This is a genomic window from Micromonospora sp. NBRC 101691 (genome assembly GCF_030269285.1).
GTDB lineage: Bacteria > Actinomycetota > Actinomycetes > Mycobacteriales > Micromonosporaceae > Micromonospora > Micromonospora echinospora.
On the sequence record NZ_BSTB01000004.1, the window covers coordinates 40,112 to 54,914 of the forward strand.

General features: G+C 71.8%; 14 protein-coding genes. 3 read left to right on the forward strand and 11 right to left on the reverse strand.

All coding sequences use genetic code 11. From position 1 onward, the window contains the following. Positions 1-252: 252 nt before the first annotated feature. The 6 genes from QSK20_RS08945 to QSK20_RS08970 form a co-directional block, all read right to left on the reverse strand. Positions 253-1,413, reverse strand: coding sequence for a carbohydrate-binding protein (locus QSK20_RS08945; protein ID WP_285788108.1), 1,161 nt, complete (start codon positions 1,411-1,413; stop codon positions 253-255). Positions 1,414-1,498: 85 nt separating this feature from the next. Further along, a complete protein-coding gene (locus QSK20_RS08950) occupies positions 1,499-2,380 on the reverse strand; it encodes a carbohydrate ABC transporter permease (RefSeq protein ID WP_285788109.1) in 882 nt (293 codons plus the stop codon). Next, the gene (locus QSK20_RS08955) at positions 2,377-3,303 is read right to left on the reverse strand and encodes a carbohydrate ABC transporter permease (RefSeq protein ID WP_285788110.1); all 927 of its coding nucleotides are present in this window, start codon (positions 3,301-3,303) and stop codon (positions 2,377-2,379) included. Before QSK20_RS08955 ends, QSK20_RS08950 begins: the two co-directional genes overlap by 4 nt. A 2-nt stretch (positions 3,304-3,305) precedes the next feature. Continuing rightward, positions 3,306-4,727 (reverse strand): N-acetylglucosamine/diacetylchitobiose ABC transporter substrate-binding protein, encoded by a 1,422-nt coding sequence (ngcE, locus tag QSK20_RS08960; protein ID WP_285788111.1) that lies wholly within the window; start codon positions 4,725-4,727, stop codon positions 3,306-3,308. A gap of 33 nt (positions 4,728-4,760) precedes the next feature. Then, positions 4,761-5,510, reverse strand: a complete 750-nt coding sequence (locus QSK20_RS08965; protein WP_285788112.1) for a sugar isomerase domain-containing protein — start codon at positions 5,508-5,510, stop codon at positions 4,761-4,763. Continuing rightward, positions 5,507-6,418 carry a MurR/RpiR family transcriptional regulator gene (locus QSK20_RS08970; RefSeq protein WP_285788113.1) on the reverse strand — a complete coding sequence of 304 codons (912 nt, stop codon included), beginning with the start codon at positions 6,416-6,418 and terminating at the stop codon, positions 5,507-5,509. Before QSK20_RS08970 ends, QSK20_RS08965 begins: the two co-directional genes overlap by 4 nt. A 39-nt stretch (positions 6,419-6,457) precedes the next feature. Here QSK20_RS08970 and QSK20_RS08975 point away from each other — a divergent pair, with 39 nt between their 5' ends. Then, on the forward strand, positions 6,458-7,501 hold the full coding sequence (locus tag QSK20_RS08975; RefSeq protein WP_285788403.1) for an N-acetylglucosamine kinase: 1,044 nt from the start codon (positions 6,458-6,460) through the stop codon (positions 7,499-7,501). Between the two features lie 407 nt (positions 7,502-7,908). Beyond that, a complete protein-coding gene (locus QSK20_RS08980; protein WP_285788114.1) occupies positions 7,909-8,775 on the forward strand; it encodes a RhiA family protein in 867 nt (288 codons plus the stop codon). A gap of 185 nt (positions 8,776-8,960) precedes the next feature. Here the strand turns inward: QSK20_RS08980 and QSK20_RS08985 are convergent, their stop codons facing one another. From QSK20_RS08985 to QSK20_RS09000, 4 genes are all read right to left on the reverse strand, one after another. Next, on the reverse strand, positions 8,961-10,295 hold the full coding sequence (locus QSK20_RS08985) for a phytase (RefSeq protein ID WP_285788115.1): 1,335 nt from the start codon (positions 10,293-10,295) through the stop codon (positions 8,961-8,963). 169 nt (positions 10,296-10,464) lie between these two features. Further along, positions 10,465-11,487 (reverse strand): NAD(P)/FAD-dependent oxidoreductase, encoded by a 1,023-nt coding sequence (locus QSK20_RS08990; protein ID WP_285788116.1) that lies wholly within the window; start codon positions 11,485-11,487, stop codon positions 10,465-10,467. Positions 11,488-11,578: 91 nt separating this feature from the next. Beyond that, positions 11,579-11,932 (reverse strand): YciI family protein, encoded by a 354-nt coding sequence (locus QSK20_RS08995; protein ID WP_285788117.1) that lies wholly within the window; start codon positions 11,930-11,932, stop codon positions 11,579-11,581. A gap of 243 nt (positions 11,933-12,175) precedes the next feature. After that, positions 12,176-12,859 carry an alpha/beta fold hydrolase gene (locus QSK20_RS09000; RefSeq protein ID WP_285788118.1) on the reverse strand — a complete coding sequence of 228 codons (684 nt, stop codon included), beginning with the start codon at positions 12,857-12,859 and terminating at the stop codon, positions 12,176-12,178. A 53-nt stretch (positions 12,860-12,912) separates the two neighbouring features. Here QSK20_RS09000 and QSK20_RS09005 point away from each other — a divergent pair, with 53 nt between their 5' ends. Then, positions 12,913-13,896, forward strand: a complete 984-nt coding sequence (locus QSK20_RS09005) for a helix-turn-helix transcriptional regulator (protein WP_285788119.1) — start codon at positions 12,913-12,915, stop codon at positions 13,894-13,896. On the opposite strand, the gene QSK20_RS09010 is transcribed toward QSK20_RS09005, so the two are convergent. Then, positions 13,862-14,698 carry an LLM class flavin-dependent oxidoreductase gene (locus QSK20_RS09010; RefSeq protein WP_285788120.1) on the reverse strand — a complete coding sequence of 279 codons (837 nt, stop codon included), beginning with the start codon at positions 14,696-14,698 and terminating at the stop codon, positions 13,862-13,864. The genes QSK20_RS09005 and QSK20_RS09010 overlap by 35 nt on opposite strands. Positions 14,699-14,803: the final 105 nt, after the last annotated feature.

The following is a 14,803-nucleotide window of genomic DNA, read 5'->3' on the forward strand; positions in this document are numbered from 1 at the left end:
TGTCCCGCCGCGCCCGCACCGCCGTTCGCGCCGGGGCGGTACCCGGCCGGCAGCCCGTCCACCGGACACCGGCCCTCGCCCGTGGTCCGCTGCCATCGCGCGATCGGCCGCGGCGAACAGGGGACGGTGCGGTCAGGGCGGTCACTGTCGATGGGCCGCTACGCAGAAACAGCAGACGTCGCCGACCGCCCGTCGGTCGCGGACGGTAGGGGCGCCGCCGCCCGGTGACGGCGGCGCCTGGCCGTACCGGGTTCAGCAGGGGCCGAGGTCGCGCCACTGTGCGGTGAGCCCCGGCTCGGAGCCGAGTGTCCACCAGTTCGCCTCCCAGAGCCGGCCGTTGTGCCGCACCCGCTGCCCGCCGAGGTACACCGTGTTGCGGTCCCAGGCCGGTACGCCGGCACAGTTCGCCGGCGGAGTCGTCGGGGGCGGCGTGGTCGGGGGCGGGGTTGTCGGGGGCGGGGTCGTCGGCGGAGTGGTCGGCGGCGGGGTCGGGCAGGTGCCGCCGGTGCCGACCGTGTCGGTGTGCGTCCTGCCGGCGGATCGCTGCCCGGCCACCCGCGTCGCCACCTCGACCGGCGTCAGCACCTGCCGGTCGGCGTAGTACAGCCAGTCGACCTGCTGGTGGTAGGTGCTCAGCCCGCCGGTGTGGGCGACCAGGTCGATGAACCAGAGGTTGAAGTTGATCGACATCGGCGTTTCCGGGTAGTACCTGTCGCCGTGGTCGGCCACCAGCTGACCGTCCACGTAGTACTTGACCCGGCCCGCCGAGACGGTGAAGACCAGGTCGTGCCAGCCGTTGAAGCTGGTGCGCTGGGCGGTGTGGACGTTGTCGGCCACCCAGGGCTCGTTCTGGTACGTCTCCCAGGTGGTCTGGTAGAAGATCGGGCCCTGTTCGCCCCATCCCCCGTTGGGCAGGTACTCGAAGTCGATCTCGCCGTAGTTCGGGTCCATCGGACGGTCGAGTGGGGTGATCGTGAAGAACGTCTCGACGAGACGGTCGCCGTCGTTGCCGGAGACCGGAGCGTCGGTGAAGCGCACCCGGGCGGCGTAGGTGCCCTCGAAGAAGGCCCGGCGCTGGAACAGCTCGGCGTGGCTGGTGCCGGCGGCGGTTCCGTTGGTGGCGGCGGCGAGCTGGAGCACCTTCTGTCCGCCGGAGGTCGGGAACGAGATGTTGGACGCCGGCCACGAGGCGCCCGGCACGCCGGGGCCACCGGCGTTGGTGCGGACCGTCCAGCTCCGGGCCGGCAGCGCGGGATCGGCCGACGACGTGTACGCGAAGTCGTCGAAGAGCACACCGCAGCTCTCGGCCGCGGCGGTGGCGCTGCCACCCGGGCCGACTGCGGCGAACGCGGCGACGGCGGTGAGCGCCGCCGCCGAGACGGCGGCGAGGCCCGCGCGGGGTCTCCGTGACATGGGGGTCTCCTCACGGTGGGAGGGAAAGGGACACGCGCGGCCGGGCGACGACGACCGCCCGCGCGGTGGAACCCGACGGGAGGGCCTACCTGATCGCCCCCGCGGTGAGGCCCGTGCGGATCTGCCGTTGGAAGAGCACGTACGCGGCGAGCACCGGCAGCATCGCGATGGTGAGGCCGGCGAACAGGCCGCTCCAGTCGCTGCGGTAGCCCTGGCTGACCGACAGCGCGGCCAGCCCCTGGGCGAGCACGTACCGGTCGGGGTCGGGATTGAGCACCAGCGGGAGCAGGTACTGGTTCCACAGCCCCAGGAAGTTGAAGATGGCGATGCTGATCAGACCGGGTCGGGCCAGCGGCAGCATCACCCGGACGAGGACGCCCCAGTGCGAGCAGCCGTCGAGGAACGCCGCCTCGGCGAGCGCGGTCGGCAGCGACCGGAAGAACGCGTGCAGGAAGAAGACGGTGAACGGCAGTGCGTACGCGGTGTAGACCAGGATCAGACCGGGGTACGTGCCGAGCAGGCCGAGCTGCTCGACCACGAAGAAGAGCGGCACCAGGGCCAGGAACACCGGGAAGAGCAGCCCGGAGACCAAGGTGTAGTAGACGATCCGGTTGCCCCGGAACGGGTAACGGGCCAGGGCGTACGCGACTGTCGAGCCCAGCACCATGGTCAGCAGGAGCGCCGCGCCGACGACGATCGCGCTGTTGCCGACGTACCGGCCGATGGATGCCTGCTCCCAGGCACGTGACCAGTTGTCGAAGCGCGGCTGACCGGGCAGCGTCCACGGGCTGGTGAGGATCTCCCGGTCTGTCTTGAGCGAGCTGACCACCGCCCAGAGCAGGGGCACCGTGACGATCGCCGCCCAGGCCACCAGGAAAACGTGCGGACCCCAGGTGCCGCTGCGACGGCGACGTCGGACGGGCGGCGCGGGTCGCGCCCCGACGGGTCGTTCGACGACTGTCGTCATGTGTGCTCCACCCGCTCCCGGCGTCCGGCCCGCAGCGCCAGCACGGCGACGGCGAGCGTGAGGAAGAACAGCGCGACGCCCATGGCGGCGGCGTAGCCGAACCGCCCGTACGTGAAGGCGTTGCGGTACAGCCCGAGGCCCATCACCTCGGTCGCCCCGTCCGGCCCGCCCGGGCCGACGGTCATGATCTGCACCACCGCGAAGCCGTCCAGCGCGAGCACGCCGAGGTAGACGAACGCGACCTGGACGTTGTCCCACAGCAGCGGCACGACGACCCGCCAGAGGACGGCGAGACGCCCGGCGCCGTCCAGGACCGCCGCCTCCAGGACCTCGCGCGGGATCGACTCCATCGCGGCGCCGAAGAGGACCATGTAGAAGCCGACCGACGACCAGACCAGCACCGCCATCACCGCCCACAGCGCGACGGCCGGGTCGCCGAGCCAGCTCCGGGCCAGCCCGTCGAGCCCGACGCCGCGCAGGAAGCCGTTGAGCAGCCCGTCGGTGGGGTTGTAGACGAACTGCCAGAGCACGGCGACGATCGGCAGCGCGAGCACCTGGGGCAGGAAGTACGCCACCCGGTACAGCTCGCCGCCTCGGACGGCGGACGGTCCGGCGGTCCCGCCGCGCCCGCCGAACGAGACCAGCGCGGCCAGCAGCAGCCCGAGTCCGATGGTGACCGCCGGCACGACGAGGAGCATCAGCGCGTTGTTGCGCAGCGCCGCCCGGAACAGCGGGTCGTCGACCAGCCGGCGGAAGTTGTCCAGCCCGACGAAGTCCACCTCGCCGGACACCCCGGTCCAGTCGGTGAGGGCCAGGTAGAAGGCCTGCGCGTACGGCGAGAGCACGAAGACCGCGTACAGGGCGAGGGCGGGCAGGATCGCGGCGGCGAGGAACCGGTTCCGGCCGGACCGGACGGTGGTCATCGCTACCGCTCGTATCTGGTGACGGCGCTGTCGGCCGCGACGCGGTCCGCCGCCTTCTGGATCCGGTCGGCCCACTGGGCCGGCGTGACGCGCCGGGTGGCCAGTTCGCCGGTGGCGTCGTCGACCGCCTTGGCCAGGGGCGCGTACCAGGTGCGGAAGCGGTAGGCGACGGTGTTCGCGGCGGCGGCGTCGACGGCGCTCTTCACCGAGCCGAGCCCGCTGGAGAGGGTCAGGCCGTCGGTCGCGCCGGCCACCGTGGGCAGGGTGGAGTTCAGCTCGGCGAACCGCCGGGCGGCCGGCTTCGAGAACAGGATGCGGAGGAAGTCCAGGCCGCCGCGTGGGTTCTTCGCCCTGGCCGGCACGATGAACGACTCGCTGCTGGCCGCCTGCAGGCTGTTCGCCGGCATCCGGTCGCCGCTGTCGAGGGCCGGCACCGGGGCCATCACCATGTCGAATCCGTCCGGAGTCACGCCCTTCTGCTCGGCCTCCAGCCACGATCCGCAGGGGATGATCGCGGCGCGTCCCTGGCACCAGGCCGCCTGCGACTCGGTGTGCGACAGTGCCTCCGAGCCGGGCAGGAGGTGGCCGCGCCCGGCCAGCTCGGCGATCGCGGTGGCCGCGTCGAGCAGCGCCGGCTGCTTCCACGCCCGGGGTTCGAGGTTGTCGACCGCTTTGACCAGGTCCATGCCGCCGGCCTTGGCCGCCATGGTCAACAGCGGGTCGGCCAGGTACTCCGGGTACTTGCCCTGGTACGTCCACGGCGCCGCGCCGGTCTTCCTGATCTCGGCGCAGAGCGTCAGCATGGCGTCCCAGGTCGTCGGGAACGTCCAGCCGTTGCGGGCGAACAGCGACCGGGAGTACCACAGCCCCCAGGCGGTGTAGGTGAAGTTCAGGGCGCGCGGCACACCGTCGAAGGTGCCGTCGTCGACCACCCCCGGCAGCAGGGTGTCGCGTACCGTCGCGCCGCCGCCGTCGAGCGCCGGGGCGTCGAGCAGCTCGTTCAGGTCGGTGAGCTTCCGGGCGGCGACGAGGGTGGCCAGGTCGAGCCGTCCGGCGCCGGTGTTGTCGACGACGTCCGGCGGGGTGTCGGCGACGAAACGGGGTTGGAGCGCCTCGCCCACCTTCTGGATGCCCTTGTGGTCGACCGTCGCGCCCGGGTGCCGCTCCTGGTAGAGCTTCTCGGCGTGCCGGGCGTACTCGTCGCCGTAGCCGCCCTTGAAGATGACGACCTCGAGCGGTGTCGCGTCGGGTACCCCGAGCGGGTTCTCGGCGCTCCGCGCGCCCTCGGCGGCCGGGGCGTCGTCGTCATCCCCGCCGGCGGTCACACAGCCGGCCAGGGGTACGGCTGCGGCGACGGCCGCGGTCGCCCGCAGGACGGTGCGGCGGGTGGTCGGGTGTCGGCGGGGGAAGGAAGAGGGGTTCATGACCAAGCTCGCCTTCTCTCGGCGGTACGTCCTCTAGGCGGTACGTCGGATGCGCCCCGCGTACCGGGCCTCCAGCTCCTGGTTGTGGCGGTCGCCGCCGGGGATGTTCGCCGACAGGTAGACCGGGGGCGTCTCGCCGGCGGCGACCAGCCGGGCCACCACCTCGCACACGACCTGCTGGGCCAGCAGGGCGCCGGTGATGGAGGAGATCGCGCCGACCGCTCCCCCGCCCTCGATCGGCAGGGCGGCGTCCCCGAACGGGGCGCCGTTGTCGAGCACCACGTCGGCGAGGTCGCCCAGTCGCCGGCCGCTCGGGTGACGTGACGGGACGGCGTTCGTGTGGGCGAGGGACGTGATCGCGACCAGCCGGTGGCCGTGTTCCCGGACGACGCTCGCCAGCTCCACCACGACGCCGTTGACGCCCGAGCTCGACGCGATCACGAACACGTCGTCCGGCTTGACCGGGGCCAGCTCGTAGAGGCGGTGGGCGACGGCCGGGTCGCGCTCGAGGAACGGGTCGTCGAGGGCGGCCCGCTCGGCCCCGCCGTAGAGGACGATGTCGCGTAGCGCGATCCTGTTGGTGGGCACCAGGCCGCCGGCCCGGCCGGCGATCTCCATGGCCAGCGCCTCGGAGTGGCCGCTGCCGAACGCCTGCACCACCCCGCCGGCCCGCAGCGCGGCGGTGATCAGGTCGGCGGCACGCCGTACGGCGTCGGACTGGGTGGTGGCCACCTGCGCGATCGCGGCGTTGACCGCGGTGAGGTACTCCTGGGCGCCGATCATCGTTCCTCCGGTCGGTGACGCCGCCGGGGCCGGCGGCTCTCGTCGGGCAGGCGGTGGGCGGCGACCGCACGGGCGGTCACCTCGAAGGCCTCGGTGGTACGGCGGTACGTGCGCTGCGCGACCGCGACGTAGATCAGGTCGAGCACGAGCAGTTGGGAGTGCAGCGCCGACAGCGCGGCGAGGCGGAACGTCGTCTCCTGCACCGCGGTCGTCAGCACGACGTCGGCCATCTCGGCCAGCGGCGAGCGTGGGAAGGAGGTGACCGCGACGGTCAGCGCGCCGTGGTCGGCCGCCTCGGCGAGCACCTCGATGACCTCGCGGGTACGGCCGCTGTGCGACAGCCCGATCGCCACGTCGCCCGCCTCGAGCAGCGCGGCGTTGGTGAGCGCGGTGTGCGGGTCGGGGCGGTGCCAGCACGGCACCCGGATCCGTTCGAGGCGGAACGCCATCTCCCGGGCCGCGTTGCCCGAGCTGCCCAGCCCGAACAGCTCCACCCGGCGCGCCTCGGCCACGGCGGCCGCCACCCGGTCGACGGCGGCGAGGTCGACCTGGCCGGCGGTGTCCTGGATCGCCCGCCCGTCGGCCGACGCGACGACGTCCAGCAGGTGGCTGAGCGGATCGTCGGGTCCGATCTCGCGGTCGATGTCGGTGTCCCAGCGGGCCTGCGCCGCCCGGCCGGTCTCGGTGGCGACGGCGACCCGCAGCTCGGCGTAGCCGCGGTAGCCGAAGGTGCGGCAGAAGCGGGTGACCGTGGCGGTCGAGGTGCCCGCCCGTTCGGCGAGGTCGACGATCGTGGACCGGGCGGTCTCCTCGGGGTCGCCGAGGAGCCGCTCGCCGACCCGCTGGAGAGCTTCGGGCAGGGTCGGCAGCTCCGTACGGACCCGACCCAGCAACCCGGTCCCGACCATCAGCATTCCTTTCGATCCACCCTTGTGATGAGCAAAATTATGATTGAACATCTCCATGTGTCAATACTTTGCACATCGACATCCCTCGTTGTCGGTGCCGACTGCGGCGGCACGGCGACCCGGGTGGTCGTCGCGACACCGGACGGGCGGATCATCGGACGCGGACGGGCCGGCGCCGGCAACCCGGTCGCCCGACCACCCGCCGACGCCGCAGCCGCCCTGGTCGCGGCGGTGCGGGAGGCCCTCGCCGGACGCGATCCCGCACGGGTGGCGGGGGCCGTGGTGGCGCTGGCCGGACGGTCCGCCCTGGACCAGCCGGCAGTGGCGGCCTGCTACACCGACGCCTGGCGGGCGACCGGACTGCACTGCCCGCTGCGCACGGCGGGCGACGCGGTGGCGGCGTTCGCCGCCGGCACACCGGCGCCGTCGGGCACGGTGCTGATCGCCGGGACCGGAGCAGTCGCGGCACGGATCGTCGCGCACTCGGTGGCCCACACCGCCGACGGACTGGGCTGGCTGCTCGGCGACGAGGGCAGCGGCTTCTGGCTCGGCCTCGAAGCGGCCCGGTTGGCCGCCCGGGCGCTGACCACCGGCCGAGACAGGACCGGGCCGCTGGTCGACGCCGTGTCCACCGCCGTACGCGCCGCCGCCCCGGCGGGCGACCCGACGGGCGACGGGTTCGTCACCGCGTTCTACACGTTGCCCCGGCACCGGGTGGCGGGACTGGCCCCGCTCGTGCTCGACGCGGTCCGGGCCGGCGACCCCGACGCCCACCGGCTGGTCGAGACCGCCGCCGACCGGCTCGCCGCCACCGTGCACGCCGTCGCGCCCGGGACCGAACCGCTCGTCCTGGCCGGCGGCCTGCTCACCGGCCCGCCGGAGATCCGCGCCGCCCTGCTGGCCCGGCTGGAACGCCCGGCGACCATCGCCGGCGACCCCGCCGAGGCGGCGGCCTGGCTCGCCGCCCGCGACCTCACACCCACGGCCGCCGAGCACCGCGCGTTCGTCACGCCACACCGCCGGTGTGGGCCCGGATCCGGAGTTGCCGAACTACCGGTGTCCAGAGCAGATGCGCCGTGGTGACTGGCGGTGCTGTGTGTGGTGAGCTTTGAACCGACCGCGACTGCCCGATGCCCCCCAGGTGTGAGTCCGTGAGGGGACACGGTGGCAGGCCCCAGGGAAAGGCACCGCCTGAGAGCGGACGCGGGAACCCTCGCAGCTGATGACGAACCACCCGATTTCCCGCCGACCCGGGGGCGGGAATACCGGGCACAGACGACACCAGCATCCCATCAGATTTATTCACGAGCAACGATATGATCTCACCCAATGGAGGCCGTTGCTTTTTCGCCGTTCACCCGGCGCGAAAGATGGTTCTTGTGATCTAAAGAAAGCGACCGATAGAGTCCAGCCAGATCCGCGCATCCATGCATGGAAATTTATCGCGCGCGGAATGCACCTTTCGGTGCCCGGACCTCTCGGAGGGTCGAATGACGGAAAAACGGTTGGCGAGTCGACGCCGCGGGCTCGTGGCCCTGGGCCTGACCCTGAGCGTGACTTTAATGGGCACGGCGGTGACACATGCAGCGGCGAGCCCGGCGGCCGGGGCGCAGGATGCCCTCGTAGCAGAGGGCACGCCTTACCGAATCGTGATCAACAACAATTCTGAACTCGACAACATGAACGCAATCGTATTCCAGGCAGCGCCGAAAACGCCGACGGAGGGCTACCAGCTGGCCTGGCTCGTGAAAAAGTGCCACAAGCACACCCAGGTCATCTTCAACTGGGAGGTTGAATACTCCTTCGTCTGGGGTGCGCAGGGAGACCTGGGGCCCGGTGTGAATTACCAGGCAGGCGCGGTCCTACCGGCCGACCTGGATGGCAACAACGCCGTACCGCTGAGCTACGACGGCGCCTACTACTTCGGCGACACCGGCCCGGGTGACAAACCAGGAACGATGACTGTCCACCAGGACGATTCTGTCCCCGGCTCCGGGCAGCTCGGCCAGGGGAGCGTCGGCATCGGAATGTCGGGGGCAGGAACGTTCGTGGTCCCGACAGAGCCCAAGACGGGCGCCTCCTTCACGGTCACGCCCACCTACTGGATCGCGTTCGGCAGCCACCAGCCCGGCGAGGTTGTCACCACGGACGTCCTGACCGAGCCGTACAAACTGCAGTTCCCGAACGGCGACAACTACGCCGAGGCCACCTTCGACGGCAGGGACTGGAAGGTCCAGTACGGCAAGCTGCCCCCGGTCAGTGACCCATCACCGTCGCCGTCCTGGAACCCGTCGCCATCGCCGTCCTGGAACCCGTCGCCGCCCCCTTCCTGGAGCCCGTCACCGTCCTACTCCTGACCGAAACCCTGGTGGTGTGAGAATCGACGCTTCCCGCACCACCAGGGATTTCGCCTTCCGGCACGCAGCGAGGAGCCCGCTGCGTGCGGAGCAAAATGGAGACAAAGGCAGCTTTCGGCCCGCCTACATAGCTGAAACGGCCTGCTCAAGGACTCCTTGAGCAGGCCGGTCACGGTTCGATCGGGTCAGCGGAATCGTGGGTCGTTCCCGGCCCGGGTGTCCACGGCCAGGGACATCGCCCGGGCGACGTCATCCCAGGAGACGTAGGAGAAGTTCGTGGCGTCCCGCTCGTCGTCCACGTCGGCCCCGGTTTCGGGCTCGTCGTGCGTGACGAGCAGACCCTGCCGGTAGCCGCCGACGGGTCGGTTCGTCACGGCGAGACCATCGGATCCGTTGATGTCGTCGACACCGTCGACGCCCGTGACCCGGAAGCTTCCCACCGCCTTGTTCGCGCCCTGGCGCCGGTAGATCGCGAACGTGTCGTCGCCCTGGCTCGACACGAGCACGTACCCGGTCGCGCCAGGGCCGTAGTAGATGTCGACGCCTTCGGCGTCGGCCGTGAGCAGGTTCCCGCCATAGCCCCTGGAGTTCGGGTCGACCGGCTCGCATTCCTCGGTTTCGCTGTCGTAGACGTCGTGGATCCCGAAGTCCCGCACCCGGTCGAGGAGCTTCGGCTGGCTGCCCGATCCGAGCGGCAGTTGCAGCCGCCACAGGCCGACGTCCTCCTGCGCGGCGTAGAGCACGCCCGACGACTGGTCCACCGCGACACCCTCGAGTTGCGGCAGCACGCCCGGCTCCGCACAGGGCACCCAGGTCGTCCCGTCCGGCAGCCGGAAGCTGCTCGGCATGCTGAGCTTCCGGACGTCGGTGTAGCCGAGCTTGCCGCCGATCTCCACGATCCGGGCGGTAGCGATTGTCGTCGTTCCCTCCTGGGTGACGACGGCGTACGTCTCACCGGGCCGCGGCTGCCAGACGGCGAGGCCGTACGCGGTGCGCTCCTCGTCCACGGTTTGACGGTCCGGGTTGAAGAGGAAGCTCTGGTCGGCGGCGGTGACCTCGGTGAGCGGGGTGTGCGCCGTCGCGCCAGCCGGGTCGATGGCGAAGAACCGAATCTGGTCGTTGTAGCGGTCCGAGACGACGGCGACGTCGACCGGGCGACCGGCCAGGCGGACCCCATAGGAGATGTCGACGTTGTTGTAGCGGCCCACGGCGCCGTCGACCCGGGGCGCCTCGGTGGCGGGCAGCGACTGGAGCTCACGGGAGCCCATGTCGTAGACGCGGAGGCCGCCCTCCTTGGCCGTCACGATCACCATCGACTTCCGGGAGTCCGCCGGGTGGACCCAGATCGCCGGGTCGTCACCGGAGGCGTTCCCGCCGGCCTCGTCGTCGTACAGGACCGGGGTTTCGTTGTCGGTGGTCACGACCGCGGGTCGGGTGGTGGCGGCACCGGCGTGGGGTGAGGCGAGCAGCGCGGCGACGACGGCACCCAGCGTCACCAGGGCGTTCAAGGTATGCGTCACGGCAAGCAGGTTCCGCGACGGACGTTGCCGCAGACCTGACCGGCGGTTGCCGCAGGTAGAACTCTCCGGTTACCGCGCCAGCAACAACCGCGCGGCCTCCAGCTCCGCTCGCCCCGCCGGGGCAAGCCGGCAGCTCAAGCCCGGCACCGACGCCGACACAGCCCCTGGACTAGAAGCGATCGAGGCGGCAACCGGACAACGCCGGCTCGACGACGCCGTCCACCAACTCCCGCGCGACAAGGCGGCCCACGGCCGGGGCGAGGGTGACCGCCGAGTGCATCACCGCCAGGTAGAGACCGGGCACGTCGGCGACCGGACCGACGATCGGCTCACCGTCGACCGGCATCGGACGAGCTCCGAGCCGGGTGCCGAGCAACTCGACGCCTCCGGCACCACGGAACGTGGACCTGAGGGCGGCAAGAGCCTGTTCGGGCGAGTCCGCGGCGGCGATCAGCCGGTCCGCGGCGACCTGCCGGAGATCGAAATCCTCAGTGTTGACCACGGTGCGGACCAGACCGGCCGGCGCGCGGAACCGGAGGAGTGGGCACGGCGACGGCTCGACCGGCACACGCACGCCGAGCGACGCGCCCAGCGCGGCCGTGGCGACACCGGCCGCCAACACCACAGCCGTACCGGCGAGGGGCCCCACCGCCGTCTCGACCCCGGCGACCCGGCCCGCCGCATCCCGCCGGACCGCCGTGACCGCAGCGTCCAGATGTACCCGGGCGCCATGGTCGCGGGCGGCCGCGACCAACCGTCCGGTCACACCGACCGCGTCGACGGCGCCGTCACCGGGTGCCCACACGGCCCACTCCGGTGGTCGGCGAAGGTTCGGTTCGAGCGTCCCCACGGTGGCCGCGTCCACGATCTTCTGCCCGGGCCCGACCTCCGGCGCCCCGCCCTCCGCACGCCAACTCAGCGAGCCGGACCAGGTCACCGGAAGTCCCGGCAACTCGGCCTCCACCCGGCGGTACTCCTCCGTCGCGGTGGCCCGGATCCCGGCCGCCGGGCCGGTACACACACCGGAGGCTCCGATCCAGGCGAACGAGTCCGCCGTCACGCCGGCACCTGGCCGCCCGGCGTCGACCAACGTCACGGCAGCACCCGCCCGTGCGATGTGATACGCCACCGACGCGCCGACGATTCCCGCTCCGACGACGACCACGTGTCTACCCATGGGTGTGCTCCACACGTCGACGACCTTACTGTCCGCAGCGACGGGCATCCGTTACCGCACACAGTCATGGCAGCTCAGGTGCACGACGCGCCGAGCGGATCGCCTCTCAGGCAGCCGCGAAGCCTCGGACACCGGGCGGAGCCGGACACTCGATGACTGCGATCGAGTTTCCGGCGAACAGCCCCAGGTGCGGATGTCCGGAGAAGATTCGGACCGCCTCGTCGTGCGAGTCCGCCTCCACGATGGTGTAACCGGTCATGGCGTCGGTGAAGTCCTCGGCCCCCTGCGCCGTGACCAGTTTCTTCGCGTTCAACGGAGCGCCGGGATCGATGAGAGCCTTCTCGTTGGCCTGCGCCCACGACGCCCAGGCCTGGATGAACTCAGTCTGCTGCTGTTCGGTGAGCTCGGCCTTGCCGACCTCATCAGCCGCGCCGTTGAAGAGCGCAAGGAACCTACCCATCCCCGCATGGTACTGGCGGCCCACTCGTACGCCGCGCCTTGATCACGACCCGGCCGTCCACGGTCTGGGCAGCGATCTGCCAGCTGCGGCAGGATCACGACTCGGCCCACGACGCCTGCGCCGGGTTCCTCCGCCGCGCCGCCACCCATCCGGCCACCCACCTACCACTACCATCGCAGCCACACCCTCACCCGGCGGCAAACCACCCGTCAACCGCGTCGAGAAGCCTGCGGGGCAGCACACCTAGAGGGTCGCCAGGATCATCGCCAGCTCCGCCGGGCGCGTGATCATCGGCCAGTGGCCGGAGTCGATGTCGACCAGGTCGACGTGCTTCGCCCGAGCCAGTTCGGGCACATCCCCTGCGGCGATCCACTCGCGTGCCTGGGCCGGCGTGAACTCGGGGCACACCATGACGACGGGTACGTCGAACCGCCGCTCGTCCGTCAGCTGCACGACGCCCTTGGCCACGCCCTCGGGGACGGGGACCGCCGCCGCCGCGAACGCCTGCCGCGCCGGCTCGTCCAGGTCCGCCGCGTCCGCTCCGTCGAACGGCTCCCAGCCGGGGAACGGCATGACGCCGTCGACGATCGGGAAGAAGTCCGCGTACGGCTGCCCGTTGCCCGACGGGAACCCGCCGATCAGCACCACCTTGGCCACCCGTCCGGGCCGCGCGTCGGCGGCCAGCCAGGCCAGGGTGCAGGCGGCGGAGTGCCCTACCACCACCGACCCGCCGGGCCCCGCGTCCACGGCGGCGAGCACGGCGGCCAACTGGTCGGCGAGGGTCGCCGAGGTGTTGCCGTCGCCCTGCCCCGGCAAGGTCACCGGTACCGCGTGACGGCCTCGTTTCGTCAGCTCGGACGCGACGCCGGTCCACGCCGACGCGTCCAGCCACAGGCCACCTACGAGCACGATCTGTTCTTCGGTCATGCGATCAACCTAGAACCAGTTCCGGACGATCGGCTTCCGGTACCGTTCTCCCTGTGTCGACTGGTTCGAGCCCGACGGCCCGGGCCCTGCGCGCGCTCGAGATCCTGCAGGCCCGTCCCGGCACGACCGCCGACCAACTCGCCTCGTCCCTGGGCGTGACGGAGCGGGCCGCACGGCGTTACGTCGGCATCCTCCGCGAGGCCGGCATCCCGGTCGAGTCGGCTCGCGGCCCGTACGGGGGCTACCGGCTGGGCCGTGGCACCCGGCTACCGCCGGTGGTCTTCACCGAGGAGCAGGCCCTCGCCCTGGTCATGGCCGTGCTCGACGGGCAACCGGCCGCGATCGACGCCGACGACCTGGTCGGCTCGGCGCTCAGCAAGGTCATCCGGGCCCTTCCCGAGAGCATCGGACGGCAGGCGGCGGCGCTGCGGGCCCACGCCTCGGCCGCCCCGGACCGGCAGTCGGCCCGCCCCGCCCCCGCCATCATGAGCGCGCTGGTCGCCGCCGTCGCCGACCGGCGCCGCGTGGTGGTCACCTATCGGAGCGGCAGCGGCGAGGAGTGGGACGCCGAGGTCGACCCGTGGGCGGTCGTGGTGAGGTACGGGCGCTGGTACCTGCTGTGCCATTCGCACCGCGCGGAAGCGATCCGCACCTACCGGGTCGACCGGATCCGCGCCGCACGGCACACCCCGCACCGCTTCACACCGCCCGGCGATCTGGATCCGGTCGCCGTGCTCGAGGAGAACCTGGGCGCCGGCTGGAAGTACCCCACCCGCGTGGTGTTCGACGCCCCGCAGGAGAAGGTGGCGCCGTGGATCCGCCCGACGATGGGCCGCCTCGAACCGGACGGCGACCGGTGCGTCCTGGTCGGCAGCACCCGGAATCCCGCGATGTACGCGCAGGAGTGGCTCGCCACCGTCCCGTTCGATTTCGTCGTGGAAGAGGGCCCCGAACTACGCGCCGCCGTGGCCACGGTCGCGGCCCGCTTCGGTGCGGCAGGCGTCACGAAACCAGAGCGCGCACCTCGCGTGCGGTGAACCGCGCGAAGCCCTCGAGGTCGGGTTCGTCGGCGGTGGGTTGCAGGATCACGGCATCGGCGCCGGCGTCCCTGTAGCGGTTCACCACGGCAGCGATGTCGGCGGCACCACCGACTGCCGCTATGCCGGACTTGTTCGACTCGCCCCAGAATTCCAGTTCGCGGGTCATGCGTGCCTCGCCGTCGGGGCCGGTCGCCGCGTGCACGTAGACCGTCACGGCCTTGGCCATCGGCCGGACGGCGGCCACCTCCTCCGGTGGCGTGCCGGCCGTCAGCAGGATGCCGTCGGCGACCTCGCAGGCGAGTGCGCGCGTCTTGGGCCCGGTCGCACCGGCGTAGATGCGGGTCGCGCCCGCCGGCGGGTAGTCCAACTTGACCTCGTCGAGGCTGACGTAACGACCCGAGGCCGTGACCGTCTCGCCGGCCAGCAGCGCCCGCAACGCCTCGACGTGCTCGCGCAGCAGGGTCAGCGGCGAGTCGACCCGCGCGCCGACCTGGCCCATCCAGTCCTGGACGCCGTGGCCGAGGGTGAGGCGCAGGCGGTCGGGAAAGAGCCGGTGCAGCGTGGCGGCCTCCATGCCGAGCACCGCGACGTTACGCAACGGCACCGGCAGCAGACCGATCCCCACCGCCAGGCGGTCGGTCCAGGCCAGAGCGGCGGCTGCGGTGGCGATGCCACTCTCCAGGAAGCAGTCCTCCCAGAGCCACAACTCCTCGAGACCGGCCTCGTCGGCGGCGCGCGCGACGGACCGGAGGCGTTCGGGCGGGTTCTGCGGGCGGAAGACCACACCGAGAGTCGTCATGATGGCCGAGCCTAGCCCGCGCGGAGCCGCCGCAGTACCGGTGCCCGACGGTGCTGCTGAACACCCCGCCCCGGCCGGTGGGGCACCGACGTGATGTTTCCGCGA

Bases quoted from the DNA above. Each gene is read 5' to 3' on its own strand.
- QSK20_RS08955 (WP_285788110.1), bottom strand. From the start codon at position 3,303: ATGACCACCGTCCGGTCCGGCCGGAACCGGTTCCTCGCCGCCGCGATC.
- QSK20_RS08965 (WP_285788112.1), bottom strand. From the start codon at position 5,510: ATGATCGGCGCCCAGGAGTACCTCACCGCGGTCAACGCCGCGATCGCG.
- QSK20_RS08975 (WP_285788403.1), top strand. From the start codon at position 6,458: ATGATTGAACATCTCCATGTGTCAATACTTTGCACATCGACATCCCTC.
- QSK20_RS08980 (WP_285788114.1), top strand. From the start codon at position 7,909: ATGACGGAAAAACGGTTGGCGAGTCGACGCCGCGGGCTCGTGGCCCTG.
- QSK20_RS08995 (WP_285788117.1), bottom strand. From the start codon at position 11,932: ATGGGTAGGTTCCTTGCGCTCTTCAACGGCGCGGCTGATGAGGTCGGC.
- QSK20_RS09010 (WP_285788120.1), bottom strand. From the start codon at position 14,698: ATGACGACTCTCGGTGTGGTCTTCCGCCCGCAGAACCCGCCCGAACGC.
- QSK20_RS08945 (WP_285788108.1), bottom strand. From the start codon at position 1,413: ATGTCACGGAGACCCCGCGCGGGCCTCGCCGCCGTCTCGGCGGCGGCG.
- ngcE (WP_285788111.1), bottom strand. From the start codon at position 4,727: ATGAACCCCTCTTCCTTCCCCCGCCGACACCCGACCACCCGCCGCACC.
- QSK20_RS09000 (WP_285788118.1), bottom strand. From the start codon at position 12,859: ATGACCGAAGAACAGATCGTGCTCGTAGGTGGCCTGTGGCTGGACGCG.
- QSK20_RS08970 (WP_285788113.1), bottom strand. From the start codon at position 6,418: ATGGTCGGGACCGGGTTGCTGGGTCGGGTCCGTACGGAGCTGCCGACC.
- QSK20_RS08950 (WP_285788109.1), bottom strand. From the start codon at position 2,380: ATGACGACAGTCGTCGAACGACCCGTCGGGGCGCGACCCGCGCCGCCC.